23 protein-coding genes are annotated in these 23,647 nt (G+C 66.2%); 12 read left to right on the plus strand and 11 right to left on the minus strand.

The genetic code is table 11. The features are described 5' to 3' along the window. Positions 1 to 24 precede the first annotated feature (24 nt). Complete coding sequence (locus AC1DS0_RS15135) at positions 25 to 1,239, minus strand: NADP-dependent isocitrate dehydrogenase (protein ID WP_476815120.1); 1,215 nt, start codon at positions 1,237 to 1,239, stop codon at positions 25 to 27. A 217-nt stretch (positions 1,240 to 1,456) separates the two neighbouring features. On the opposite strand from AC1DS0_RS15135, the gene AC1DS0_RS15140 reads away from it, so the two are divergent. After that, positions 1,457 to 2,176: an SDR family NAD(P)-dependent oxidoreductase gene (locus tag AC1DS0_RS15140; protein ID WP_476815121.1), complete on the plus strand. Its 720-nt coding sequence runs from the start codon at positions 1,457 to 1,459 to the stop codon at positions 2,174 to 2,176. Positions 2,177 to 2,263: 87 nt separating this feature from the next. Next, the gene (locus tag AC1DS0_RS15145) at positions 2,264 to 2,809 is read left to right on the plus strand and encodes a 2,4'-dihydroxyacetophenone dioxygenase family protein (RefSeq protein WP_137882296.1); all 546 of its coding nucleotides are present in this window, start codon (positions 2,264 to 2,266) and stop codon (positions 2,807 to 2,809) included. Positions 2,810 to 2,831: 22 nt separating this feature from the next. Here AC1DS0_RS15145 and AC1DS0_RS15150 read toward each other — a convergent pair whose 3' ends face one another. Both AC1DS0_RS15150 and AC1DS0_RS15155 read right to left on the minus strand, forming a co-directional pair. Next, a complete protein-coding gene (locus AC1DS0_RS15150; protein WP_476815122.1) occupies positions 2,832 to 3,743 on the minus strand; it encodes a hypothetical protein in 912 nt (303 codons plus the stop codon). A gap of 90 nt (positions 3,744 to 3,833) precedes the next feature. Next, positions 3,834 to 4,241, minus strand: a complete 408-nt coding sequence (locus AC1DS0_RS15155) for a flagellar assembly protein FliX (protein WP_476815123.1) — start codon at positions 4,239 to 4,241, stop codon at positions 3,834 to 3,836. Between the two features lie 454 nt (positions 4,242 to 4,695). On the opposite strand from AC1DS0_RS15155, the gene AC1DS0_RS15160 reads away from it, so the two are divergent. The 9 genes from AC1DS0_RS15160 (at position 4,696) to flaF (ending at position 12,919) form a co-directional block, all read left to right on the plus strand. Then, entirely contained in the window at positions 4,696 to 5,748 is a 1,053-nt protein-coding gene (locus AC1DS0_RS15160; protein ID WP_476815175.1) for a flagellar basal body P-ring protein FlgI, read from the plus strand. After that, positions 5,748 to 6,119: a rod-binding protein gene (locus tag AC1DS0_RS15165; RefSeq protein WP_476815124.1), complete on the plus strand. Its 372-nt coding sequence runs from the start codon at positions 5,748 to 5,750 to the stop codon at positions 6,117 to 6,119. The genes AC1DS0_RS15160 and AC1DS0_RS15165 overlap by 1 nt, the downstream gene beginning before the upstream one ends. Next, the gene (locus AC1DS0_RS15170) at positions 6,112 to 6,600 is read left to right on the plus strand and encodes a hypothetical protein (RefSeq protein WP_476815125.1); all 489 of its coding nucleotides are present in this window, start codon (positions 6,112 to 6,114) and stop codon (positions 6,598 to 6,600) included. The genes AC1DS0_RS15165 and AC1DS0_RS15170 overlap by 8 nt, the downstream gene beginning before the upstream one ends. A gap of 244 nt (positions 6,601 to 6,844) precedes the next feature. After that, the gene (locus AC1DS0_RS15175; RefSeq protein ID WP_476815126.1) at positions 6,845 to 7,315 is read left to right on the plus strand and encodes a hypothetical protein; all 471 of its coding nucleotides are present in this window, start codon (positions 6,845 to 6,847) and stop codon (positions 7,313 to 7,315) included. 255 nt (positions 7,316 to 7,570) lie between these two features. Further along, positions 7,571 to 8,896: a flagellin N-terminal helical domain-containing protein gene (locus tag AC1DS0_RS15180; protein ID WP_476815127.1), complete on the plus strand. Its 1,326-nt coding sequence runs from the start codon at positions 7,571 to 7,573 to the stop codon at positions 8,894 to 8,896. Positions 8,897 to 9,171: 275 nt separating this feature from the next. Beyond that, entirely contained in the window at positions 9,172 to 10,506 is a 1,335-nt protein-coding gene (locus AC1DS0_RS15185) for a flagellin N-terminal helical domain-containing protein (protein ID WP_476815128.1), read from the plus strand. Positions 10,507 to 10,694: 188 nt separating this feature from the next. After that, positions 10,695 to 12,035 carry a flagellin N-terminal helical domain-containing protein gene (locus AC1DS0_RS15190; RefSeq protein WP_476815129.1) on the plus strand — a complete coding sequence of 447 codons (1,341 nt, stop codon included), beginning with the start codon at positions 10,695 to 10,697 and terminating at the stop codon, positions 12,033 to 12,035. A 136-nt stretch (positions 12,036 to 12,171) separates the two neighbouring features. Continuing rightward, a complete protein-coding gene (gene flbT / locus AC1DS0_RS15195; protein WP_152012853.1) occupies positions 12,172 to 12,564 on the plus strand; it encodes a flagellar biosynthesis repressor FlbT in 393 nt (130 codons plus the stop codon). Further along, entirely contained in the window at positions 12,548 to 12,919 is a 372-nt protein-coding gene (gene flaF, locus AC1DS0_RS15200; protein ID WP_476815130.1) for a flagellar biosynthesis regulator FlaF, read from the plus strand. The genes flbT and flaF overlap by 17 nt, the downstream gene beginning before the upstream one ends. An 87-nt stretch (positions 12,920 to 13,006) precedes the next feature. On the opposite strand, the gene AC1DS0_RS15205 is transcribed toward flaF, so the two are convergent. The 7 genes from AC1DS0_RS15205 to AC1DS0_RS15235 form a co-directional block, all read right to left on the minus strand. Continuing rightward, positions 13,007 to 14,521: a flagellar biosynthesis protein FlgL gene (locus AC1DS0_RS15205; RefSeq protein WP_476815131.1), complete on the minus strand. Its 1,515-nt coding sequence runs from the start codon at positions 14,519 to 14,521 to the stop codon at positions 13,007 to 13,009. A gap of 11 nt (positions 14,522 to 14,532) precedes the next feature. Then, positions 14,533 to 16,392 (minus strand): flagellar hook-associated protein FlgK, encoded by a 1,860-nt coding sequence (flgK, locus tag AC1DS0_RS15210; protein WP_476815132.1) that lies wholly within the window; start codon positions 16,390 to 16,392, stop codon positions 14,533 to 14,535. A 77-nt stretch (positions 16,393 to 16,469) separates the two neighbouring features. Further along, the gene (locus tag AC1DS0_RS15215; protein WP_476815133.1) at positions 16,470 to 17,873 is read right to left on the minus strand and encodes a flagellar hook protein FlgE; all 1,404 of its coding nucleotides are present in this window, start codon (positions 17,871 to 17,873) and stop codon (positions 16,470 to 16,472) included. 188 nt (positions 17,874 to 18,061) lie between these two features. Beyond that, positions 18,062 to 19,063 (minus strand): YcjF family protein, encoded by a 1,002-nt coding sequence (locus AC1DS0_RS15220; protein ID WP_476815134.1) that lies wholly within the window; start codon positions 19,061 to 19,063, stop codon positions 18,062 to 18,064. 257 nt (positions 19,064 to 19,320) lie between these two features. Next, positions 19,321 to 20,769: a YcjX family GTP-binding protein gene (locus AC1DS0_RS15225; protein ID WP_476815135.1), complete on the minus strand. Its 1,449-nt coding sequence runs from the start codon at positions 20,767 to 20,769 to the stop codon at positions 19,321 to 19,323. A 13-nt stretch (positions 20,770 to 20,782) separates the two neighbouring features. Next, complete coding sequence (locus AC1DS0_RS15230) at positions 20,783 to 21,310, minus strand: SixA phosphatase family protein (protein WP_476815136.1); 528 nt, start codon at positions 21,308 to 21,310, stop codon at positions 20,783 to 20,785. Between the two features lie 9 nt (positions 21,311 to 21,319). Beyond that, entirely contained in the window at positions 21,320 to 22,024 is a 705-nt protein-coding gene (locus AC1DS0_RS15235) for a TetR/AcrR family transcriptional regulator (protein ID WP_476815137.1), read from the minus strand. A gap of 101 nt (positions 22,025 to 22,125) precedes the next feature. Between AC1DS0_RS15235 and AC1DS0_RS15240 the strand changes: the two genes are divergently transcribed. Continuing rightward, the gene (locus AC1DS0_RS15240) at positions 22,126 to 23,388 is read left to right on the plus strand and encodes an ABA4-like family protein (RefSeq protein ID WP_476815138.1); all 1,263 of its coding nucleotides are present in this window, start codon (positions 22,126 to 22,128) and stop codon (positions 23,386 to 23,388) included. Between the two features lie 6 nt (positions 23,389 to 23,394). On the opposite strand, the gene AC1DS0_RS15245 is transcribed toward AC1DS0_RS15240, so the two are convergent. After that, complete coding sequence (locus AC1DS0_RS15245; protein WP_291673166.1) at positions 23,395 to 23,640, minus strand: helix-turn-helix domain-containing protein; 246 nt, start codon at positions 23,638 to 23,640, stop codon at positions 23,395 to 23,397. Between the last annotated feature and the right edge of the window lie 7 nt (positions 23,641 to 23,647).

Genomic DNA, 23,647 nt, shown 5'->3' on the forward strand with positions numbered 1-23,647 from the left:
TTTTTGCAACCGGGCTAGCGCCGCTTACGCGTTCATCGCCTTGCGCAGGTTGTCGCTGACCTTGTCGAGGAAGCCGGTGGTCGAGAGGAACTTCTGGTCGGGGCCGACCAGCAGCGCCAGGTCCTTGGTCATGTCGCCGGCCTCGACGGTGTCGACCGTGACCTTCTCCAGCAGCTGCGCGAACTTGGCGAGCTCTGCATTGTTGTCGAGCTTGGCGCGGTGCGACAGGCCGCGGGTCCAGGCGAAGATCGAGGCGATCGAGTTGGTCGAGGTCTCCTTGCCCTTCTGGTGCTCGCGGTAGTGGCGGGTCACCGTGCCGTGCGCGGCCTCGGCCTCGACGGTCTTGCCGTCCGGCGTCATCAGCACCGAGGTCATCAGGCCGAGCGAGCCGAAGCCCTGCGCCACCGTGTCCGACTGCACGTCGCCATCGTAGTTCTTGCAGGCCCAGACATAGCCGCCCGACCACTTCATCGCCGACGCCACCATGTCGTCGATCAGACGGTGCTCATAGGTGATGCCGAGCTTGTCGAACTCCGCCTTGAACTCGGCGTCGAAAATCTCCTGGAAGATGTCCTTGAAGCGCCCGTCATAGGTCTTGAGGATGGTGTTCTTGGTCGAGAGATAGACCGGGTACTTGCGCAGCAGGCCGTAGTTCAGCGAGGCCCGGGCGAAATCGCGGATCGAATCGTCGAGATTGTACATCGCCATGGCGACGCCGGCGTCCGGGGCCTTGAAGACCTCCTTCTCGATGACATTGCCGTCCTCGCCGACGAACTTGATCGAGAGCGTGCCCTTGCCGGGGAACTTGAAGTCGGTGGCGCGATACTGGTCGCCATAGGCATGGCGGCCGATGACGATCGGCTGGGTCCAGCCCGGCACCAGGCGCGGCACGTTCTTGCAGATGATCGGCTCGCGGAAGATCACGCCGCCGAGGATGTTGCGGATCGTGCCGTTCGGGCTCTTCCACATCGACTTGAGGTTGAACTCCTTCACGCGCGCCTCGTCGGGCGTGATGGTGGCGCACTTGACTGCGACGCCATGCTTCTTGGTGGCGTTGGCGGCGTCGATCGTGACCTGGTCGTCGGTCGCGTCGCGATTCTGGACCGAGAGGTCGAAATAATCGAGCTCGAGGTCGAGATAGGGGAAGATCAGCTTGTCCTTGATGTGCTGCCAGATGATGCGGGTCATCTCGTCGCCGTCCATGTCGACGACCGGGTTGGCGACCTTGATCTTGCTCATGTGATGCGACCCCTGCTCTGGTCAGTCTGGAACGATTGCAGGCAGCAGCTGAGCGCTACTACCGGCCCGCGCGCTTCCTAGCGGGTTCCGCTGCCAGGGGGAAGCCGGCCTTTTGGGCAACGTGCGGGGGCGTGACCGATGTCCCCCGCACCCCGACGCAGGGCGCCCCGCCCTGCAACGCAGTTGGCAATGCTGCGAACCGATTTAGATTGGAGCCATGACAAGCTCCTCCTCCCCCCTCGCCCTCGTTACCGGCGGCACCCGCGGCATCGGCGCAGGCGCCGCGCTTGCACTTGCCGAGGCCGGCTATCAGGTCCTCGCCACCGGCCTCACCGAGGACGAGGTCGCGGCGACGCCCACCCATGCCGCGATCCGTCATGCCAGGCTCGACGTCACCAGCGATGCGCAGGTCGCCGCGATCATCGCCGGCTGCGAGCGCATCGACGCCCTCGTCAACTGCGCCGGCATGATCCAGCGCGGTGGCAAGGAGTTCGAGATCGAGGCCTTCCGGTTGACGCTCGAGGTCAACCTCACCGGCTCGATGAGGATGTGCCTGGCGGCGAAGGACAAGCTCGCCCAAGCCAAGGGCGCGATCGTCAACACCGCCTCGATGCTGACCTTCCACGGCTCGGCCTACGCGCCGGGCTACGCCGCCTCGAAGGGCGGCGTCGGGCAGTTGACCAAATCGCTCGCCGCCGCCTGGGCGCAGGACGGCATCCGCGTCAACGCGGTCGCGCCCGGCTGGATCGCGACCGAATTGACCAGGCCGCTCGTCGAAGATGCCGCCCGCTCCGCCCCGATCCTGTCGCGCACCCCGATGAATCGCTGGGGCGAGCCGGGCGATGTCGGCGGCGCGGTGCTGTTCCTGCTCTCGGATGCCGCCCGCTTCATCACCGGCACGATCCTGCCGGTCGACGGCGGCTATCTCGCGGTCTGAAATACCTAAGAAACATCAACGATCTGGCCGCGCTTCCTGAATCGGTCGCGAGCCAGCTGAATCAAAAGCTCAACCGGAGGAAATGCGATGAACAAGGTCAGCCCGGTCCCCGTCCAGGTCAGCACCGAGGAGCGCTGGACCCCCTATCGTCATCCGCAGCCGAAGGATTCCCCGCCGGAGCTGATCGTACCGAACGTCATCCCGGAGGATGAGCGCGTCTGGGTGCCGGTCGACGACAATGTCTGGTTCCGCCCGCTTTGCCTCTCGGTGACGCGTGGCTACTGGATGAACCTGCTGCGCGTACGCCGCGCCGGCGTGCTCTCGCGCCACCGCCATCCCCAGCCCGTCCATGGTTATGTGCTGCGGGGAAAGTGGCGCTATCTCGAACATGACTGGACCGCGACCGAGGGCTCCTATGTCTACGAGGCGCCCGGCGAGACCCATACGCTGGTGGTCGATCCCGATGTCGAGGAGATGATCACCATGTTCCAGGTCAACGGCGCGATGATCTATGTCGACCCGGACGGCAAATGCCTTGGCTATGACGATGTCTTCACCCGGCTCGACAAATGCCGGGCGCATTACGCCACCAACGGGCTCGGAGCGGACTACGCCGATCAGTTCATCCGCTGATCGGAAACAACGGCGATCTGCCTCAGCGGTCAACCACCGCTCCGGTCAGGTCGGGATCGCGGAGGAACAGCGCGCCTTTTCCGCTGAAGATGGCCGCTGCCGCCTTGTCGCCAGCGAGTTGCCAGCGCAGCCAGGCGGTTACGTAGGGCAGGAAGGCGCCGATGCCGGTCCGGCAGCCGATGGCGAAGGGCTGGCAGCCCGGTTGGCCCTGGATGTCGTTGTGGTCCGCGCCGGCGACCGCGGCCTTCGCCCGCAGGCGACCGGCCGGAACCTCACTGAAATAGCCGTCGATCATGTCGGGTGACGACAGTGGGTCCTTCTCGCCGGACAGGAACAGGATCGATTGCTTCTCCCGCAGTCCTGTCGGGATCGCCGCGCAATGCTCCCTGTTGCACAGGCGGCGACCGGGCAGGTCGATCAGCACGGTGGTGCTGATCTTCGAAGACGGAGCCGCAGCCGCGTTGAAGGCCCCCGAAGCGCCCTGCGAATGCCCGATCGCAGCGATGCGCCTGCGATCCGCCCGCGCAGCCAGATCGCTCTGGTCCAGCAAGGCGAGCGCATCGAGCAGGGTCTCGCCGGTGCCCGTGCTGGAATCGCGCGTCGCGACCACAATCATCCCCCAAGACGCCAGATGCCGCAGCAGGAAGGCGTATTTCTCCGGCTTTGCCCAGGTGCCGTTGCCCCAGGTCACGACCGGAAAGGTCTCGCCGGCCCGCCTCGCCCGCGGCAGGTAGACCTCAACGGAATTGCCCCTGCTGTCGCAGCACAGCGGCTTGGCGATCGTATCGACTTGATAGGGTCCGGCATTCTCGAAGCGTTCCACCCCGCGGCTCTGCGCACGGGCCTGAACAAGCGTCAGCGCAGCCAAAACCAATGCGAGCCACGCCGCCAGCGCGAGCCGAGCTCCGCCGCGACCGATCCAGACCATATCCATAGGCTGCAGCTCCGACGTGCTGGAACGCCCCGGCAAACGCGGAGATGCATGACTGCGTTTCGGCTTTTTTGAAGGCGCAGCGCGCCAGCGTCAGCACCCGAGCTTCGCCAGCTCGACCGCTGCGCGCAATTCGATATGGGCGAGGACCTCGTCGAGGCGCGGATCGTCGGTCGCCTCACGCCGCGCCGACAGCATCGCCTTCAGCCTCTCGAGTTCGGCCGGCGAGACGCGCCCGGAGAGCAGGGCAGCCTTGAGCCGGTCGAGCCCGTCGAGCAGATCGTGGCCGCGCCGGGCCTGGCGCCGCTTGCGCTCCTGCCCGTCCTCCTCGGCCTGGACCGCGAGCAGTCCGTCGAGCGAGCCGGCATGGCTGACGGCCGCGCCCTGTGCCGTGCCAGCGCTCTCGCGCGCCGGCAGGCGGAAGCTCGAGCCACCGGTCGTGCCGCTGCGACTGGTCGACGTGGTCGAGGAGATCGGACTGCGCTGGTCGATGCGGATCATCACGCTCTCGCAAGGTCGGCCTGAAAAGGCGCTGCACGAACGCTGCCCGACCCACTTCCTTGTGCCGGCAACGTGGTTAACGAGCGGTAAACCACCCGGCAGGATTTGCCGGGGGCGGCAGCTTTGCACCGGCCACCCTTCCCTGAGCAACCAGGCCGCTCATCTCTAAAATCCTGATTAAAAAGCGTTTTCGCTTTCTCTCGAATTGGCACGCTCTTCGCAACGGCGTGGCGACATCAGATTCAACCGGTGCCAAATGCCTCGCCCCCTCCGCCTCCTTCATCTGCTGACGCCGCTTGCAGCCTTGCTGCTGGCCGGCGCCGCGATGGCGGCTGATCTTGTTCCGGCGGCCCCGCCGAGCCGTGGCGGCAATGGCGTCAGCAGCTACGCTCCGACGCGCAACGGCGCGGCCGAGGCCGGCGTCTCGCGCACCGCCTTCGCCGGCAGCGGCGGCATGGGCACCGCACTCTCGCGCATCAAGGACCTCGCCTCGATCGAGGGCGTGCGCAGCAACCAGATCCTCGGCTACGGCATCGTCGTCGGCCTCAACGGCACCGGCGACACACTCAACAACGCGCCGTTCACCAAGCAATCGCTGCAGGCGATGCTGGAGCGCCTCGGCGTCAACACCCGCGGCGCCAGCATGCGCACCGCCAATGTCGCGGCGGTGATGATCACCGCCAATCTGCCGCCTTTCGCCGTCCAGGGCACGCGCCTCGACGTCACCGTCTCGGCGCTGGGCGATGCCAAGTCGCTGCAGGGCGGCACGCTGCTCGCGACCCCGCTGCTCGGCGCCGATGGCGAGGTCTACGCCGTCTCGCAGGGCCCGGTGGCGATCGCCGGCTTCTCGGCCGAGGCGGAGGCCGCCAAGATCACCCGCGGCGTGCCGACCGTCGGGCGCATCGCCAATGGCGGCCTGGTCGAGCGCGAGATCGACTTCGCCCTGAACAAGCTGAAGACGCTGCGCCTGTCGCTGCGCAATCCCGATCTCACCACCGCCCGCCGCATCGCCGCCGCGATCAACGACTTCATCGGCGGCGACTCGGCCGAGCCGACCGACCCGTCGACCGTGGCGCTGCAGATCCCGCCGCGCTTCCAGGGCAACATGATCCGCCTGCTCACCGATATCGAGCAGCTCCGGGTCGAGCCCGATCAGGGTGCCCGCGTCGTCATCGACGAGCGCTCCGGCATCATCGTGATGGGCAAGGATGTCCGCGTCTCCACCGTCGCCGTCGCCCAGGGCAACCTGACGGTGACGATCTCGGAGGAGCCGCAGGTCAGCCAGCCCAACGAGTTCGGTAACGGCCGGACCGTCGTCGTCCCGCGCAGCAACGTCAAGGTCGACACCGAGGGCAACAACAAGCTCGCCCTCGTCAAGGAGAGCGTCACCTTGCGCGAGCTGGTCGACGGGCTGAACGCGCTCGGCATCGGCCCGCGCGACCTGCTCTCCATCCTGCAAGCCATCAAGGCAGCCGGCGCGCTGCAAGCCGACATCGAGGTGATGTAATGAGTGCCCTCCTCGCCGCTCCTGCCGCCAAGCTCGCCATCGGCGCCGCCACCAAGCTGGCAGGCGGCATCGCCGACGCGCTCAGCTCCACGCAGAACACCAAGGCGAAGAAGACCGCCGACGATTTCGAGACCGTCTTTCTCGAGAACTTCACCCAGACCATGATGAGCTCGAGCGGGACCGAAGGCCCGCTCGGCGAGAACGGCACCGGCGGCGACGTCTGGCGTTCGATGCTGACGCAGGAATACGCCAAGCAGATGCAGAAGTCCGGCGGCGTCGGCCTCTCTGACCAGATCATGCGCGACCTGATCCAGGTCCAGGCTTCGGCCGGCAAATCGGCCAGCACCCCGGCGGGAGCCGGCAATGGTTGAGCGGATGCGCGTCGTCGACGAACGCCCGCGCGTCTCGAACGCCGGCGAGGCAGAACGCCTGATCGAGGCCGTGATGGAGACGCTGAGCGCGCTCTCCCATGTCGTCGGCGAGGAGACCGGGCTGGTCAAGGCCGGGCGCCTCAAGGATGCGATGGAGCGCGAGGCGCGCAAGGCCGAGCTCGCCGGCGTCTATATGAAGGGCGTCGAGCAGGTGAAATTGAACGCCGTGGCGCTCGCCCGCTTCGCCCCGGAGAGGGTCAAGCGCCTGAAGAGCGCCCATTTCGCCTTCCAGGAGCTGATCGACCTCAACCAGACCGTGCTGGCGACGGCCCGCGCGATCTCGGAATCGATCATGCGTGACCTGGCCGTCGACACCAACAAGCAGAACAGGGCGCCCGGCTACGGACCGACCGCGACCGTCGGTGCCGGAGTCTTCGCTCGGCCCAATGCCGGCCCGCTGGTGATTTCGAAGAGTTTGTGAGACCCGCACCCTCAAGAAAAAGCATCCGAGCACTTGCGGCACATCCAGATCAGGAACTCACCGCAAGCGGACAACTGCATGGTTAATCTGAGCCGAGACTCGACCTAAGCCGCATTAACGCTGTCGACGCGCATGAAATGCACAAAACGCATTGCAATTTACCAATTTCTCTAACGGCAGATTCAACTCTCTGCCGCATCCTCGCAGGCTTGGAAGAAGTCCGCCTTTGCGAGAGGAGTCCAGAATGGATTTCGGCGCGACACCCAAGACGTTCGCGACCGGTGCCGTCCAGGCGACGATACGCACCGATATTTCCGTCCAGAACGGCGCAACGCCGGTCGAGCTCCCTCCGGAGAAGACCGTCCGTTCGGTCCCCGCCGGGGAGCCCGTCCAGCTCGACATCCGCGCCCGCGCCGAGGAGCGTCGCTCCGACGCGCAGCGCCAGCAGAGCAAGCAGGACGATACGGCCCAGCAACGCCGCTTCGACGAGCAGCGGCACCAGCAGGAGTTGCGCGACGTGATCGAGCGGCGGCTCGACATCGAGCCGAAGACGCGCAGCGTCATCCTGCGCAAGACCAACCGCGACACCGGCGAAGTGGTCGAGCAGCTCCCTGACGAGACGCTGCTGAAGCTGCGCATCTGGTCGCGCGAGATCATCGAGCGCAACCGCGAGGCGGAAGCTCCTCGCAGCCACGAGGTCGAGCGGCTCGCCTGAGCCTGCCGCCCCCTCACCTCTTGACGCCGTCGGCCTTCGCCGGCGGCGTTTTTCGTTTGCGCAGGCGAAGCCAGGCTGCAGCACCTCGGCGTGGCAATATTTTACGCTCGTTAACTAGTTCGCGACTTCGCCCAAATCGTGGGCAATTCGCCGGCTTGGATTCACCGCTCGTTACGAAATCGGCCGCATCCTCGCTCGGTCGCGGCCAGAACGGTCTCGACGCCAGAAGGCACCATACCAGGAAGGTATCGAAATATGGCCGTTTCTCTCTCTGCCGGCGTCCGGAACAACCTCTCGACGCTGCAATCGACCGCCGCCCAGTCCTCGCAGATCCAGAACCGTCTCGCCACCGGCAAGAAGGTCAACTCCGCGATCGACAGCCCGGTCAACTTCTTCACCGCCGCTTCGCTGAATGATCGCTCGAGCCAGCTCACCGGCCTGCTCGACGGCATCTCGAACGGCATTCAGACCATCCAGGCTGCCTCCAAGGGCATCGACGGCATCACCAAGCTGGTCGGTTCGCTGCAGTCGACGATCAAGCAGGCCCAGGCCGACGCGGCTCAGAACCGCCCGACCAAGGCCGGCGGGGCTTTGGCGAACGCGGCGGAAGTCACCGCCACCAGCAAGAGCCTGAAGGACATCGCCCTCGACAAGAAGATCGGCGGCGCGGATGCCGTCGCTGACGCTGCCACTGCCACCTCCGCCGGTGACATCGGCATCGACACGACGACCAACAACACTGCTGCCGTGTTCCTGAAGTCGGGCTCGACGACCTATACCGCGAGCTTCGACGCCACCACCACGACGGTTCGCGATCTCGTCAACGAGATCAACAAGTCGGGCGTCGCCACCGCCTTCGTCGATGAGAAGGGCCAGCTCAACATCAAGGGCACCGGCTCGGAAGAAGTCCAGTTCGGCTTCGGCGTCGGCACTGACGCGACCACCTCGCAGGCCGCCGCCGCCGGCGCCGGCAATAGCAACACCAAGATCAATTTCTTGACGGCGGACAACGTGGCGGGTACCGGCATCAAGGGCCAGGCCATCACGTCGGCGACGCGCTCGAACCTGATCGACCAGTACAACGATCTGCGCACCAAGATCGACGATCTCGCCAAGGATGCCGGCTTCAACGGCATCAACCTGCTTGGCGGTGACCGTCTGTCGGTCGTCTTCAACGAGAAGACCGGCAAGAACCAGACCAAGCTCGACGTCCAGGGCACCCAGCTGAACTCCGACAACCTCGGCATCATCAAGGCTGGCAACACCCAGCTCGCCGGCAGCACCAACTTCCAGAACGACTCCGATCTGGAAGCGGCGACCAAGTCGCTGACCGGCGCGCTGACCTCGCTGAAGTCACTCTCCTCGACCTTCGGTGCGAGCCTCTCGGTCGTCCAGACCCGCCAGGACTTCACCAAGGATATGGCGAACGTCCTGACCAGCGGCGCGGATAATCTCGTCAACGCCGACCTGAACCAGGAAGCCGCCTCCCTGCTCGCGCTGCAGACCCGTCAGCAGCTCTCGCAGCAGGCGCTCTCCCTCGCCAACCAGGCCGACCAGGGCGTCCTGCGTCTCCTCGGCTGATCTTCGGTCCGCAGGAGCGGATCACCCCGCAGAACGCGGGACGAAGCAAAAGAGCGGCGGAGCCAATGGCTCCGCCGCTTTTCGTTTGCGGGGAGTCCGGATCAGCACCCTGCGCGCCGTTCCACATCCATTAACCATGTCGAGACTTCGCCTGATTTCCGAGTAATTCGCCGCCTCGGATTTACCGCTCGTTACGAGATCGGACGCATGGTCTCTCGGTCGCGGCCAGAATGGTCGCGATGCCAGAAGGCACCATACCAGGAAGGTATCAAATCATGGCCGTTTCGCTCTCTGCCGGCGTCCGCAACAATCTCTCGACGCTGCAGTCGACCGCCGCACAGTCCGCGCAGATCCAGAACCGTCTCGCCACTGGCAAGAAGGTCAACAGCGCGATCGACAGCCCGGTCAACTTCTTCACCGCCGCCTCGCTGAATGATCGTTCGAGCCAGCTCACCGGCCTGCTCGACGGCATCTCGAACGGCATCCAGACCATCCAGGCTGCCTCCAAGGGCATCGACGGCATCACCAAGCTGGTCAGCTCGCTGCAGTCGACGGTGAAGCAGGCCCAAGCCGACGCGGCTCAGAACCGCCCGACCAAGGCCGGCACGGCGCGCGCCACCCAGACCGAAGTCGCCGCCACCAGCAAGAGCCTGAAGGACATCGCTCTCGACAAGAAGCTGGTCGGTGCGGACGCGGTTGCCGACGCTGCGACCGCAACAAGCTCGGGCGACCTCGGCATCATCGATACAAACACCTTCATCGGCATTTCGCTGACGGCGGGCTCCACCACTTATGAGGCGTCGTTCTCCTCGGCGAACGCCACGGTGCGCGACCTCGTCAACGAGATCAACAAGTCGGGCATCGCCACCGCCTTCGTCGACGAGAAGGGCCAGCTCAACGTCAAGGGTACCGGCTCCGAGGACCTCGAATTCGGTATGGGCGTCGGCACGACCGGTGCTCCCATCGGCGCGGGCAGCGCCATCGTCGACGCTCAGGCCGGTAATGCCAACGCGGCTATCGGCTTCGTTCCCGGCGACGCCGTCGCAGCGACCGCGATCAAGGGCCCGACCGTCACCTCGGCAGTCCGCTCGAACCTGATCGACCAGTACAACGACCTGCGCAACAAGATCGACGATCTCGCCAAGGATGCCGGCTTCAACGGCATCAACCTGCTCGGCGGTGACCGTCTGTCGGTCGTCTTCAACGAGAAGACCGGCAAGAACCAGACCAAGCTCGACGTCCAGGGCACCCAGCTGACCTCCGACAACCTTGGCCTCGTCAAGGCTGGCAACACCCAGCTCGCCGGCTCCGTCAATTTCCAGAACGACTCCGATCTGGAAGCCGCGACCAAGTCGCTAACCGGCGCGCTGACCTCGCTGAAGTCGCTCTCCTCGACCTTCGGCGCCAACCTCTCGGTCGTCCAGACCCGGCAGGACTTCACCAAGGACATGGCGAACGTCCTGACCACCGGCGCCGACAGCCTCGTCAACGCCGACCTCAACCAGGAAGCCGCCTCCCTGCTCGCGCTGCAGACCCGTCAGCAGCTCTCGCAGCAGGCGCTCTCCCTCGCCAACCAGGCTGACCAGGGCGTCCTGCGTCTCCTCGGCTGATCTTCGGTCCGCAGGAGCGGATCACCCCGCAGAACGCGGGACGAAGCAAAAGAGCGGCGGAGCCAATGGCTCCGCCGCTTTTCGTTTGCGCCCTCTGGCGTCATTAACCGAATATTAGCCTTAACAAAGGATTGTCGGTCCCGAGCAAGCTGGCTGAGCGCCGAAGTGCGCTGTCTGAGGGACCTGAAATGGCCAACACCATCCTGTCGAACGGCGTCCGCAACAACCTGCTGACCCTTCAGCAGACCACGGCTCAGCAGGGCGTGATCCAGAACCGCCTGGCGACCGGCCGCAAGGTCAACTCCGCGATCGACAACCCGGTCAATTACTTCACCTCCGTTTCGCTGAACGATCGATCCAGTCAGCTCACCGGCCTGCTCGACGGCATCTCGAATGGCATCCAAACCATTCAGGCCGCCTCCAAGGGCATCGACGGCATCACCAAGCTGGTGCAGTCGCTGCAATCGACGGTGAAACAGGCTCAGGCCGACGCGGCCCAGAACCGCCCGACCAAGGCCGGCGGCGCCCTGGCGAACGCCGCCGAAACCGCGGTGACCAGCAAAAGCCTGAAGGATGTGGCGCTCGACAAGCTGATCGGGGCGCCCGGAGCGGCGGCTCCCGCTGCGGCGACCGCCACCTCGCCCGGTCATCTCGGCATCAACACGACCACAAACACCAATGCGGCCTTCTCGATCACCGTCGGCTCGGACACCTACGAGGCGAGCTTCGCGCTGACGGCGACGACTACGGTTCGCGACATCGTCAACGAGATCAACAAGTCGGGCCTCGTCACGGCATTCGTCGACGAGAAGGGCCAACTCAACGTCAAGGGCAAGGGCTCCCAGACCGTCGAATTCGGCTTCGGCGTCGGCAACGCCGGCCCGGCCGCCATCACCGCGGCGCAGGTCGCCGGCACCAACAGCAACGCCGCGATCAACTTCGCCGCCGGCGACGCTGATGTGGGCACCTCGACCATCACCTCGTCGAACATCACCTCGGCAGTGCGCTCGAATCTGATCGACCAGTTCAACGACCTGCGCGACAAGATCGACGATCTCGCCAAGGATTCGAGCTATAACGGCATCAACTTGCTCTCGGGCGACCGCCTCTCGATCGTCTTCAACGAGAAGACCGGCCGCAACCAGACCAAGCTCGACATCCAGGGTTCGAACATCACCTCTGACAATCTCGGCATCCCGCGCGCAATCAACACGCAGCTCGCCGGCTTCATCAACTTCCAGAACGACATGGATCTTGAGAAGGCGACCGCCGCGCTGACGAGCTCGCTGAGCTCGCTGAAGTCGCTGGCCTCGACGCTCGGCTCGAACCTCTCGGTCGCCCAGGCCCGCCAGGACTTCACCAAGGAACTCTCCAACGTCCTGATCACCGGCGCGGGCAACCTCGTCCTGGCCGATCCGAACGAGGAGGGCGCCAGCCTGCTCGCGCTCAACACACGCCAGCAGCTCTCGCAGACCGCCCTCTCGCTCGCCAACCAGGCCGACCAGGGCGTGCTGCGCCTGTTCGGCTGAGGCCCCTCCCCTCGTAGATCATCGCGCGTCCGAACGGACGCGGTCACGACGATCTACATATTGTTGCCGCATCGGATTCTTCCGAAAAGTGGACTCCACGTTTCGGTCCGATGCCTAGCCAGAAGGCGGGACAGACATGGCCCTCAAGGTCGAGCTCAAGCCGAACGAGCGCATCATCATCGGCTCGGTCGTCATCCGCAACGACGAGCAGCGTACGCGCTTCTTCATCGAGGGCGAGGCGCCGATCCTGCGCGAGAAGGACATCCTCACTGCGGCCAGCGCCGACACGCCGGCCAAGAAGATCTACCTCGCGATCCAGCTGATGTATCTCGCCGGCGATCCGACGGCGGAGCATGAGGTCTACTTCCAGCTCGTGCGCGATTTCATGCAGGCGGCGCCGAGCGCTTTGCCGCATATGTCCGAAATCAATAACTGCATCTTAAGCGGTGAGCTCTACAAAGCTCTCAAGGCTGCCAAGAAGCTGATCTCTTACGAGGCGGAACTGCTCGAGCATGCAAAGCGGGTTTAATGCCTACGCCGCGGCGTCGAAGACGGCACAGAACGTCCAGTCACCGCGTGAACTCGAAGCCGGCCTGCTGCTCAAGGCAGGCGCCCGTCTCCAGATGATCATCGATGACTGGGCCGTCCGTTCCGGCGATCTCGACGCAGCCCTGGCCTATAACCGCAAGCTCTGGACCCTTCTGGTCTCGGCGGTGATCGCCGAGGACAATCCGCTGCCGGTCGAGATCAAGCGCAACATCCTCGGCCTCGCGAATTTCATCTTCAACCGGACGTTTCAGATCGCCGCGGCGCCGGAGCCGGCCGCGATCGGCATCCTCGTCAACATCAATCGCGACATTGCCGCCGGCCTGCGCGGCCGCTGAACGCCCCCGGCGACAATTCGGAACACGAACGAAAACGGCCCGGAGCGATCCGGGCCGTTTCCTGTTTCGGGGCCCTGGGCAACGGCCTCAGAGATAATTCGTCAGGCGCAGTTGCTGCAGCATGGAGGTGGTCTGATAGCTCGCCTGCAGAGTGGTCTGCAGCGCCAGGATCTGCATCGCCACCTCCTCCTTGGTGATGTCCTCGACGCCCGAGAGCGTCGTGCTCAGATAGTCCTTGGTCGCGGTGTGCCGCTCCTTGGCCTGCGCCATCGCGGTCTGGGCGGAGCCGAGCTCGACGATGATCTCAGACGGCGCCTGCGTCCCGGTCGGGAAGCCGATCGTGCTGCGCACGCGCTCGGTCATCGCACCGTAGGCCAGCTTCGAATTCGGATCGCTCGCCGGGAAGGTCTCGGCCGCCATGATCGCGAACTGCGCCAGTCCGGTGCGGAAGGCTTCTTCGTTGGCGCGGGCGCCTGCAGCCACTTGCTGGCCCTGGTCGACCTGGACGTTCGACGTCGCCCTGGCGGAGCCGGCGGCATCATCGCCCTGGTACCAGATCACCGTATTGGCGGCCGTGCCCGGCGCCGGCGCTGCGGTTGCGGTGTCGAAGGGCGGTCCGGGCACCCGGAGAGGCGGATTGCTCTTGCTGCCCGCGAAGAAATCCTTGGCTGCGACCTGGGCCGACGCCGCCGACAGTGAGGTCTTCGCCTCGCGCGACAGCGCCGCGCCGATCGCAGTCCGCAGATTCGCGGCGGTCGCATTGGCATCCGTCCCGATGACGAAGCCTTCGGCCGGGTCGCCCGTCGTGCCCGACGCACGCGCCGTCAGGGTGATCTCCTCGGTCGAACCGTCCGGGAGCGTCAGCGCGAACTTCAACGTATCGCCCGGCTGCGGCTGTGCGGCGACGTTGACGGCGATGTCGGCTGGCGGCCCGGCATTATAGGCCGTGGTCATCGCCGCCGTGCTGCTGGAGGCGCCGGTCAGCTTGAAGCCATAGGGCAGCCCGGCCGCCTCCTCGGCGATCGTCGCGTTGGTGCCGGCGCCGCCGGTGACGAGCCGGCCCATGCCGCTGGCGCCGATATCGGCCTGCTTACGCTCGGAGATCAGCTGCTTCAGGCCGGCATGAGTGGCATCGCCATCCATGATCAGCGAATAGTCCACCACCGGCTCGACATCGGAGGTGCGGCCCGAGAACAAGTAGCGGCCATTCACCTGCGAATTCAGCAGATCGAGCGTCTGCTTGAACTTTTCCTCGGCCAGCACCTGCGGCGAGGTGCGCCCGGTCGAGGTCTCGACATAGCTGTCCGGCCGGGCATCGGCCCGTGTCTCGCCGGCGAGCTTGGTGAAGTTCTCGACGGCCTTGGTCATCAGCTTGAGGTTGACGTCGGCGCGCTGGATGCCGGTCAGATAGCCGTCGAGCGTCGAGAGCTTGTTGTTGAGGTCGAGGCTGGTGCCACGATCCATGCCGAGGCCGGCAAAGGTCTGCGACTTCTTCTGCGTCGCGAGCTGTCGCTGCAGATCCTCGAGCTGGCCGCGCATCGAGACGAACTGGTTGGGATTGGCGAGGCGGTAGGCGCCGGTACCGGTCGGGGTGATGGTCATCGACTATCTCCTCACAGTCTCATCAGCACGTCGAGCAACTCCTTGACGGTGGAGATGACGCGTGCGTTGGCGGCGTAGGCACTCTGCAACTCGATCAGCGTCGACATTTCCTGATCGACATTGACCTTGGTGTCCTCGAGGAAACGGCTTTGCACCGAGGAGAAGGCGACCTGCTGACCCTCGTCGAGGCGCTTGGCCTGCTCGCTCGCCTGGCCCTGGCCGGCGACGACGCGCTGGACCAGGCTGGAAACCGTGCCGGTCGAGGTCGCGGTCGAGCCGTCGAAGCCGGTCGCGTTGGTAAAGCTGCGCTGGCTCGAGGTCAGCCGGTCGTAGAGGAATTTCGGCCGGGTCACGTCGCCCTGCGGCGTCGCCGGGCTGGTGTTGTAGATGACGAGCCGCGAGCGGTCGGCGACCAGGTCCGGATTGACGGCGATGCGCGAGGCGAAGCCGACCGCCTGCGCCCCACCCTCATAGGAACCGGTATAGGCGGCATTGTTGCGTCCGGCATCGACGAAGAACGGCATCTCGGCCGTGCCGCCGGTCAGCGAGGTCTGGGTGGGGCGCGCGGTCAGTCCGGCGACGTCGCGCGTCGCGCTGCCGACCACGCGCAGCGTCGAACCGGTGTTGGACACGGTGAAGCCGGCGCCGACGGCCGCCTGGATCTGCGTCGCGACCGAGGCCGGGCCGCCGGAGAAGTCGATGCCGATGACGCGGTTGTTGGCGTCACCCTGGGCAGAGGCGGGCAAGGGCAGCGACGTCGCCGAGTCGACGCGCACGAAGGTGAAGCGCTGCGTCTGCCCGCTGGGCGGGATCTTGTAGTCCAGCGTCACCGAATTGCCGGCAGCCAGCCCGCTGAGGTCGACGTCGAAGCCGTTGAAGCCGCCGGCTGTGACTGCCGTGCCGGCGATCTCGCGATCCGAGAGCGCGCTGGAGAGCTGGGCGGCGATCTCGTCGAGCTGCGCCTGTGCCTGAACCAGCGTCTTGTCGCGCAGTTCGACCAGCGCGCCGATCTCGCCGGAACGGAAAGTGTTATTGGCGATCGCGTCGAAGCTGTTTCCGTTCAGGTCTCGGGCGACGATCGTGCCGACAGTCCGCTTGGTCGGGTCGCTGCTCCATTGCGATTGCGGGCCGATATTGGCGCGCGCATCGAACTCGAACTTGACCGTCGGACGGCCGTCGAAGAGCTGCGTGCCCGAGGCGGTCGTGATGCTGAGCGAGCCGTTCGGCCGCTCATCGGTGCGGATCTCGACATATTGCGAGAGCTCGGAAACGATGCGGTCGCGCTGGTCGCGCAGATCCGCCGTGCCGGAGGTCTGCTGGGCGTTGACGATCCGCGCATTGACGTTGGTCAGCTGGTCGAGCAACTCGTTGACGCGTGTCACCCCCGAGCCGATGCCCGCCTCGGCCTGTGAGCGCTGCTGCTGGACGCCATCCGACAGCCCGCGCAGCCGGTTGGCGAGCTGGCTCGCCGCATCGAGCACGGCGGTGCGGTTGGTGTAGGAGGACGGGTCGTTCTGCAGCGCCTGCAGCGAATTGGTGAAGGTGCTGTACATCGAGTCCAGCGCCGTCTTGCTGCCAGGAGCACCATAGAGCTGGTCGAGATTGGCGAAGACCTGGGCGCGGGTCGAGGTATAGGACGCGCCCGAGCTCTCCTGCAGGAGCTGGTGCTGGACGATGCGGTCGAGCAGCCGCTGGACGTTGGGATTGCTGACCCCGACGGTGCCGCCGGAGATCGAATCGACGCTCGAGACATTTCGCCGGACATAGCCGGGCGTGCCGGCATTGGCGACGTTCTGCGAGACGACGCCGATGCCGATCTGGGCGCTGTTCAGCCCGGAAATCGAAGTGCCGAGTGCGGTGTTGAGACCCATCGTCAACTCCTGTCGTCTTTGGCTCTTGTTCTTTGGCCCGGCCCTTCTGGACCGTCAGGCCAGGCTGCTCTCAGCGCTCAGCGGATGATGTTGAAGACGTCGCGCAGCATCTCCTGCGCCGTCGAGATCACCTTGGTGTTGGCCGAATAGGCCTGCTGGGTGACGATCATCTTCGAGAACTCGTCGGCGATATCGGTGTTGGACTGCTCGACATTGCCGCCGATCAGCGCCGCGGTGCCGAGGCCGACGATCGGAGCGCCCGACTCGATCGTCTCCTCGAAGGCGCCGCCATCGAGCCGTTTCAGCGCATTGCCTGCGTTGAAGCGGGCGACCGCGATCTGCGCCAGCGGCACGACCTGGCCATTGCTGAACGTGCCAATCACCTGGCCCTCGTTCGAGATCGAGACCCGGTCGAGCGTGCCGGCGGTGTAACCGTTCTGGCGGATGCTGCGGGCGTCGATCTGGCCGCTGGTGTCACCGTTCTGGGTCAGGCTGGTGCCGTTGGTGACGATGCTGATTGGCGCGGTGGCGGGCGAGATGGCGTTTCCGCCGATCGTCATGGGCGGGATTGTGATGTTGCCGCTGGCCGGCGACGTCATCTTGCCGGTGTTGTCGAAGGTGATGTCAGTGTTGACGTTGCGGTAGGCAACCGTCGCACCGGTCGCGCCGGTGTTTTCGGCGATGAACAGGTTCCAGGTGTCGGGGGTGGCACCAGCGGCGTTGCTGACCTTGGCCCAGCGCAGCTCGACGCTGGTTGCCTTGCCGAGCGTATCGTAGACCGTGACCGAGCCACCGGGGATCGAGCGGTTGAGGAAGGTGGTCAGGTCGCTGCCGACCACGGTGCCGGTACCGCCCGAGGCGGTCGTTCCGGGATTCGTACCGAAGCCCGTGCCGGCATTGAGCAGCTCGGAACCGGCAGTCGCGGTATTGGCGTTGTTGGTCTTCGGATAGGCCGGGATGTTGGCGCTGTATTCGATCTGGGTCGTCGCCTTGGCCGGGAACTGGTCCTTGGTGATGCGCAGCACATCGGGCTGGCTGCCGATGATCTGGCCGGTGACGGGGTCGATCTTCTGGCCCTTGAGGTAGTAGCCGGCGCCGTTGACGAGGTAGCCGTCGGCGTCGAAGTCGAAATCGCCGCGGCGGGTGTAGAGATTGCTGTTGGCGAACTGGGTCGAAGCGCCGACGCCGCTCTTGCGCTGATCGACGACGAAGAAGCCGTCGCCATTGATCGCGGCGTTGGTGTCGATCCGCGTCGCGTTGAGGTCGCCCTGGATCGTGTTGGTGGCGCGGCTATAGGAGGCGACCGAGCCGGCGACCTGCCGGTTCAGCGCCGAATCCGGCACCAGGTCGGAGAAGCTGGTATCGACCCGCTTGAAGCCGGCGGTGCGCGAGTTCGCAATGTTGCCGGAGATATTCTCGAGGGCATAGGATTGGGCCTGCATGCCCGTCACCGCCGTCGTCAGCGCACTGAAAACACCCATCGCAACCTCACCTGGTCACCTGACCTGGACAGCGCCCCCCATGGGCGGCATGTCGAACCGAGGCTGAGTTTGCACGGCCTGTGCCACGGCCTTGGCTGAGATATTTCAAGAGCTTGGATGGTTTTCGAAACGTTTCCAGACGATTCCGACCGGGCAGATTCGTCCGCTACCGGCAAATTCTGCCGGGCTCAACTATCCTTGCCACCCCAGCCGGAGAGATCGCCGGCGACATCGGACAGTCCCGGCGGCGTCTCCTCGACGAAGGGCAGCGGCCGGCAGACTGCGATGGCCGCGAGCCCGATCCGGGCGGTCAGCAACCCGTTGAGCACGCCCTCGCCAAGCTTGGCCGAAAGCCGCGCCGCCAGCCCCTGGCCGAGCACCTGCTGGATCACCGCATCGCCCGCCGCCATGCCGCCGGTGACGACGAGATGGCCGAGCACCTGCCGCGCCAATCTGAACAGCCCGAGCGTCCCGGGCCGGCCGGCATAGATCGTGGCGATCGTCCGCAGCAGCCGGGCACAGGCGACGAGCACGAAGACGACGTCGACCAGCGCCCGCGGGCTGACCGCCGTGACCAGCGAGACGCGCCGCGCTGCCTGCGCAACCTGCGCCTGCGCGAGCGCATCGAGCGGCGCGAGCAGGCTGCGCTCGGCAACGGTGAGCAGGTCGCGGGCAGCGAGCAGCTGCGGCGTATGCAGGGTCAGCTCCGCCCTGCCCTTCGCCGTCTCGGGCCGGAGGGCATAGAGCTTGTCGAGATCACCGGCGACGCTGCGCGCCTTGGCGAGATCGCTCTCGGCCAGTGCCGCCACGGCGCGCTCGCGCAGTGCCTCGACCCGCCGCTCGCGCAGGATGTCGCGCAGCACCCGCAGCAGCATGACCAGCAGCGCCAGAGCCGCAACGCCGGCGCAGATCAACGCTGCAATGCCGACAGCCGGATTGAGGGCGAGCAGCCAGCGGATCGTCTGCTCGGCCCAGACCGTAATGGAGAGCGCCAGCAGGCCCGACAGCGCCGCGACGAACAGGCTGCCCCAGCTGAAGCGGCGACGCGTCGGCTGCGGAGTCGGAGCGACCTCGGCCTCGATCGGCTCGACCTCGGGCACGACGGCGACATCGCCGCGGTTGGCGAAAACGGCATCGTCGGATGATCCGTCCTGCGGGTCGAGGCGGATCGCGCGCGGCGCCTTGCTCACGACAATCCCCCCACCAGATCGCAGATCGCACTCCCGAATGTGGCGAAGCGCAGGAGCCGCCACAGGTCCTCTCCCCCCTTGTGGGGGAGAGTTAGAGAGGGGGGTAGACAGCGCTGAGGCTGATCATCCTGCTTTTCCGGCTCGACAAAACGGCAAGAGCCAGAGGGTGGCATACCCCCCTCCCCAACCCTCCCCCACAAGGGGGGAGGGAGTGCGTCGGCGCCTCGCCTAGCTGTCGCAAGAATGCCCATACTCCTTCACGCCAGCCTGTCGCCGATCAGGAATTCGAGCGCGCGGTCGAGGCGGATCTGCGGCGGCGGTGCGAGGCGCCCACCGGCATCCGGCTTGACCAGAGGCGGCCGAAAGCGCGGCGCCCTGACATGCCAGCGCGGCGCGCTGGAATCGAAGATCGCGCCAGGCCGCTCCGGCAGGTCGCCTGGGAAGATCGCCGCTTCCGTCTGACCATCGAAGACCTCGCCATCGACCATTTCGCCGGCTTCGGGCACGCCGGCAATCGCGGGCAGTTCCTCGCGGCCCTCGCGGATGCGGACCTCGCGGGTGGCGCGGATCGCAGCGAAGGCCATCGCCTCGACCTTGGCCCCCGCCCCTTGCGCCTGCGCAGCGGCCCGGGCGACCAGATGCGACATGACCCCGGCGAGCCGGTCGTGGCTGGTATGGTGCAGATGATCGGCCTTGGTCGCGGCGAACAGCACCTTCTCGATCCGCGGCGCGAACAGGCTCGACAACAGGCTGTTGCGGCCGACGGCGAAGGCCGAGAGGGCCTGGCCGAGCGCGGTTTCGAGATCGGCGAGCGCAGCCGGACCGGCATCGAGCGCCGCCAGGGCGTCGACCAGCACGATCTGCCGGTCGAGCCTTGCGAAATGCTCGCGGAAGAAGGGGCCGACCACGATGCGCTTATAGGCCTCGAAACGCTCGGCCATCAGCCCGGCGAGGGTGCCGGGCTGCGGCTGCACGCCCGGCGGCAGGTCGAGCGGCGCGAAGGTCAGGGCCGGCGAGCCCTCGAGATCGCCCGGCATCAGGAAACGCCCGGGCGGGGTCACCGCCACCGACTCCGGATCGGCGCGCAGGGCGGCGAGATAAGCCTTGAACACGTCGCTCGCCGCTTCCGCCGCGAGCTCGTCCGCCGGCCCGGCCGGGTCGCGCTGCTTGAGGTCGTCGAGCCAAGGCGCTGCGATGGCGAGCCGGTGCGCCTTGCGCGCATCCGCCACCGCCTGCGCCGACCAGTTGGCATAGTCCTGCCCGATCAGAGCGAGATCGAGCAGCCATTCGCCGGGGTAGTCGACGATATCGAGGGTCAGCGTCGCCGGTCCCTTGAACCAGCCCTCGGCGCGCTCGTAATCGATCTCGATCCGAAGCTCCGAGATGCGGCGCGTCGACTCCGGCCAGCGCCGATCCGCTCCCGAGAGTGCGGCACGATGCGCCTCATAGGGAAAGCGCGGTATCTCGGGGTCAGGCTGCGGCACCAGCCGGACACGCGCGATCCGCCCTTCCGCCGAGGCTTTCAGCACCGGCAGCTTGGCGCCCTCGACCAGGTTCTGGATCAGCGCAGTCGTGAAGACCGTTTTCCCTGAGCGCGACAGGCCGGTGACGCCGATGCGCAAACGCGGCCGCGCCAGCCCGAGCAGGCTGTCGCCGAAAGCGAGCGCGGCATTGCGCGCCTCGTCGAAATAGGAGCCGGACGCCATCAGGCGATCCGCATCATTCGTCGGGGCCTTCGCCGAGTGAGCCCGGCGTGACGAAGCGGTCGAGCCGGCCGCCTTGCGCGACGAGATCGCGCCAGTCCTCGATGGAAAAATCGATCACGGCGAGCCCGCAGGTCGGGTATTTCTGCGCCATCCGTGCCGCCGCATAGCGGTCGCCATGGCCGGCGAGCTTGGCGGCGAGTTCCTCGAAGCCGGGATTATGGCCGATCATCAGGAGCGTGCGAACGCCAGGGTCCGTCTCCTGCACCACGTTGAGCAGGCGCTCGGGCTTGGCCTCGTAGATGCGCGGCTCGTAATGCGTCGGCGGCTTCTCCGGCAGCATCGGCTTGACCAGCTCCCAGGTCTCGGCCGTGCGCTTGGCCGGCGAGATCAGGACGAGATCCGGCAGCAGCAGTTCCTCGGCGAGATAACGCCCCATGACCGGAGCGGCTTCGCGTCCACGCGTGGCGAGCGGCCGGTCGCGATCGGCGGTGTTGGCGGGCCAGGCCGATTTGGCATGGCGCAGAAGCATGAGGCGGCGCATGGCCGCCATCTAACCATGGCTGGCGGGATTTGCGAGTGGCTTGGGCGGGGAAGCCCGCACCGCGGCGAGCAGCATCTCCATGAGACGCCCCGAATACAGCGCGATCAGCCGCTCGCGCCCGCCCGGCTGCATTTCCAGCGGCGCAAGCTGGCCGTCGATTAGCATGGTCGAGAAGCCATGGGTGATCGACCAGACGAACAGGATCTCGGCGAGATCGGCATCGTCGCCATAGCTCGACGGCAGCCGCGCCAGCACATCGCCATCGACCTCTCGTCCCAGCGCCAGCTTGGTCTCCCGGACCAGGATGCCGAAGGCTCTGACCCCGGCGCGACGCAGATCGTCGTCCCCGCTCTTCAGGCCGAGCCGCCCGAAGACGACGCGGAAGCGGCCGGGCCTGGTCAATGCGACGGTGAGATAGGCCTCGCAGATCGCCGCCAGCCGGTCCCCGCCAGCCGCCTTGGCTTTGGCGACGGCGGCCTCCATGCTCTCGGACAGATCGTCGAAGCCGAGCGTCGCGATCGCGGTCAGGAGGCCGACGAGATTGCCGAAATGATGCGCCGGCGCCGCCGGCGACACGCCGGCGCGGCGGGCACATTCGCGCAGGGTGAAGCCACCAACGCCCTTCTCCGCCAGCACCGCCTCGGCCGCGTCGATCATCGCCTGGCGCAGGTCGCCGTGATGATAGCCGCCTCGCTTGCCGACCTTGGTATCCATCGCACGCCCTGCCCGCACGCCGCCGTCATCAAACTTGACGGCGTCAAGATAACGCAATAGGACAGAGCCGCAACTAAACAGCGTCAAGATTGGAGCGCATGATGCCTCTCAGCTTGGACGACGCCTTCGCCCGGGCCGGCCAGCTCGCGATGATCGGCTGGGCCGCCTTGATCCTGCTGCCGCGCTGGCGCGGCATCTCGGCCGCGCTGGCCGGCTGGATCATCCCGGCCCTGCTTTCGCTTGGCTATGCCGTGCTCATCGCCGTCCATTGGCACGCCGCCAAGGGCGGCTTCTCCTCGCTCGATTCGGTTGCGGCGCTGTTTGCCTCGAAGCCGCTGTTGCTCGCCGGCTGGGTCCATTACCTCGCCTTCGATCTTTTCCTCGGCAACTGGATCCTGCGGCGCTCGCAAGCGGAAGCGATGCCGCACTGGCTGATGTTGCCCGTGCTGCTGCTGACCTTCCTGTTCGGCCCGGTCGGCTTCCTGACCTATCTGCTGCTGGAAGCCTGCTTTCGCCTGGCCCGCGAAGACCGCATCGCCCGCCTGCAGGCCCGCCTTCCCACCTGGTTGCCCGATCTCGAGCTGGAGCCGCGTCTCACCGCAGCGGCCTTCGCCATGCTCGCCCTGGCGGTGCCGACCGTGTTCGCCTGGCTGATCGACACCAGGCAGTTCCACGGCGTCGACACCTGGATCAAGCCGCTGAAATTCGAGATCTCGGTCGCCTTCTACCTGCTGACGCTGGCGCTGTTCCTGCCGCTCGCGAGCGACCGCTTCCGCGCCTCCTGGCTCGGGCGCTACATGGTCTGGCCGGTGATCGTACCGATCGTGCTTGAAGTGCTCTACATCGCCTGGCGCGCCTCGCGGGTCGAAGCCTCGCACTACAACAGCGACAGCGCGCTCGGTGTCTGGCTCTACACACTGATGGGCATTGGCGCAGTGATGTTCACGATCGCGCCCGGCTTCCTCGCCTATGGGCTCGCCCGTCGCGACGCCGCCCCCATGCCGCAAGTCGTGCGCTGGGCACTGGTCACCGGCCTTGCGCTCACCTGCGTCTTCGGCCTGCTGAGCGGCGCCCTGCTCGGCTCCAGCGCCAGCGGGCACTATGTCGGCGCCGTCCCGGTCGATCACCGGACGCTTCCGATCTTTGGCTGGTCGCTCGCGATCGGAGACCTGCGCATCGCGCATTTCCTCGGCCTGCACGCTTTGCAGATCATCCCGGCGATCGGCGTGGCTCTCTGGCTGGCGATGCGACAGAGCAAGGCCGGGCTCGTCGCGCTCGGGACGGTCTCGGCCGCCTATGCCGCCATCACCGCGACGGCGCTCGTCGCGGCGCTGCAGGCGCGCCCGCTGCTCGGGCTCGGCTGACAGGCATTACGCATCATCGCCATCGGAACCGGGCGCAAGATCATCGGCGCCCGGCTCATAGCGCAGCAGGTCGCCCGGCTGGCAGTCGAGCACGGCACATATCCGCGTCAGCGTGTCGAAGCGCATGCCGCGGACCTTGCCGGATTTCAGCTGCGAGACCTGCTGCTCGGTCAGCCCGATGCGCTGGGCCAGTTCCTTCGAGCGCATCTTGCGGCGCGCCAGCATGACATCGAGTTCGACGATGATCGGCATCGCCCGA

It is taken from the genome of Allobosea sp. P4_H5 (assembly GCF_056400825.1).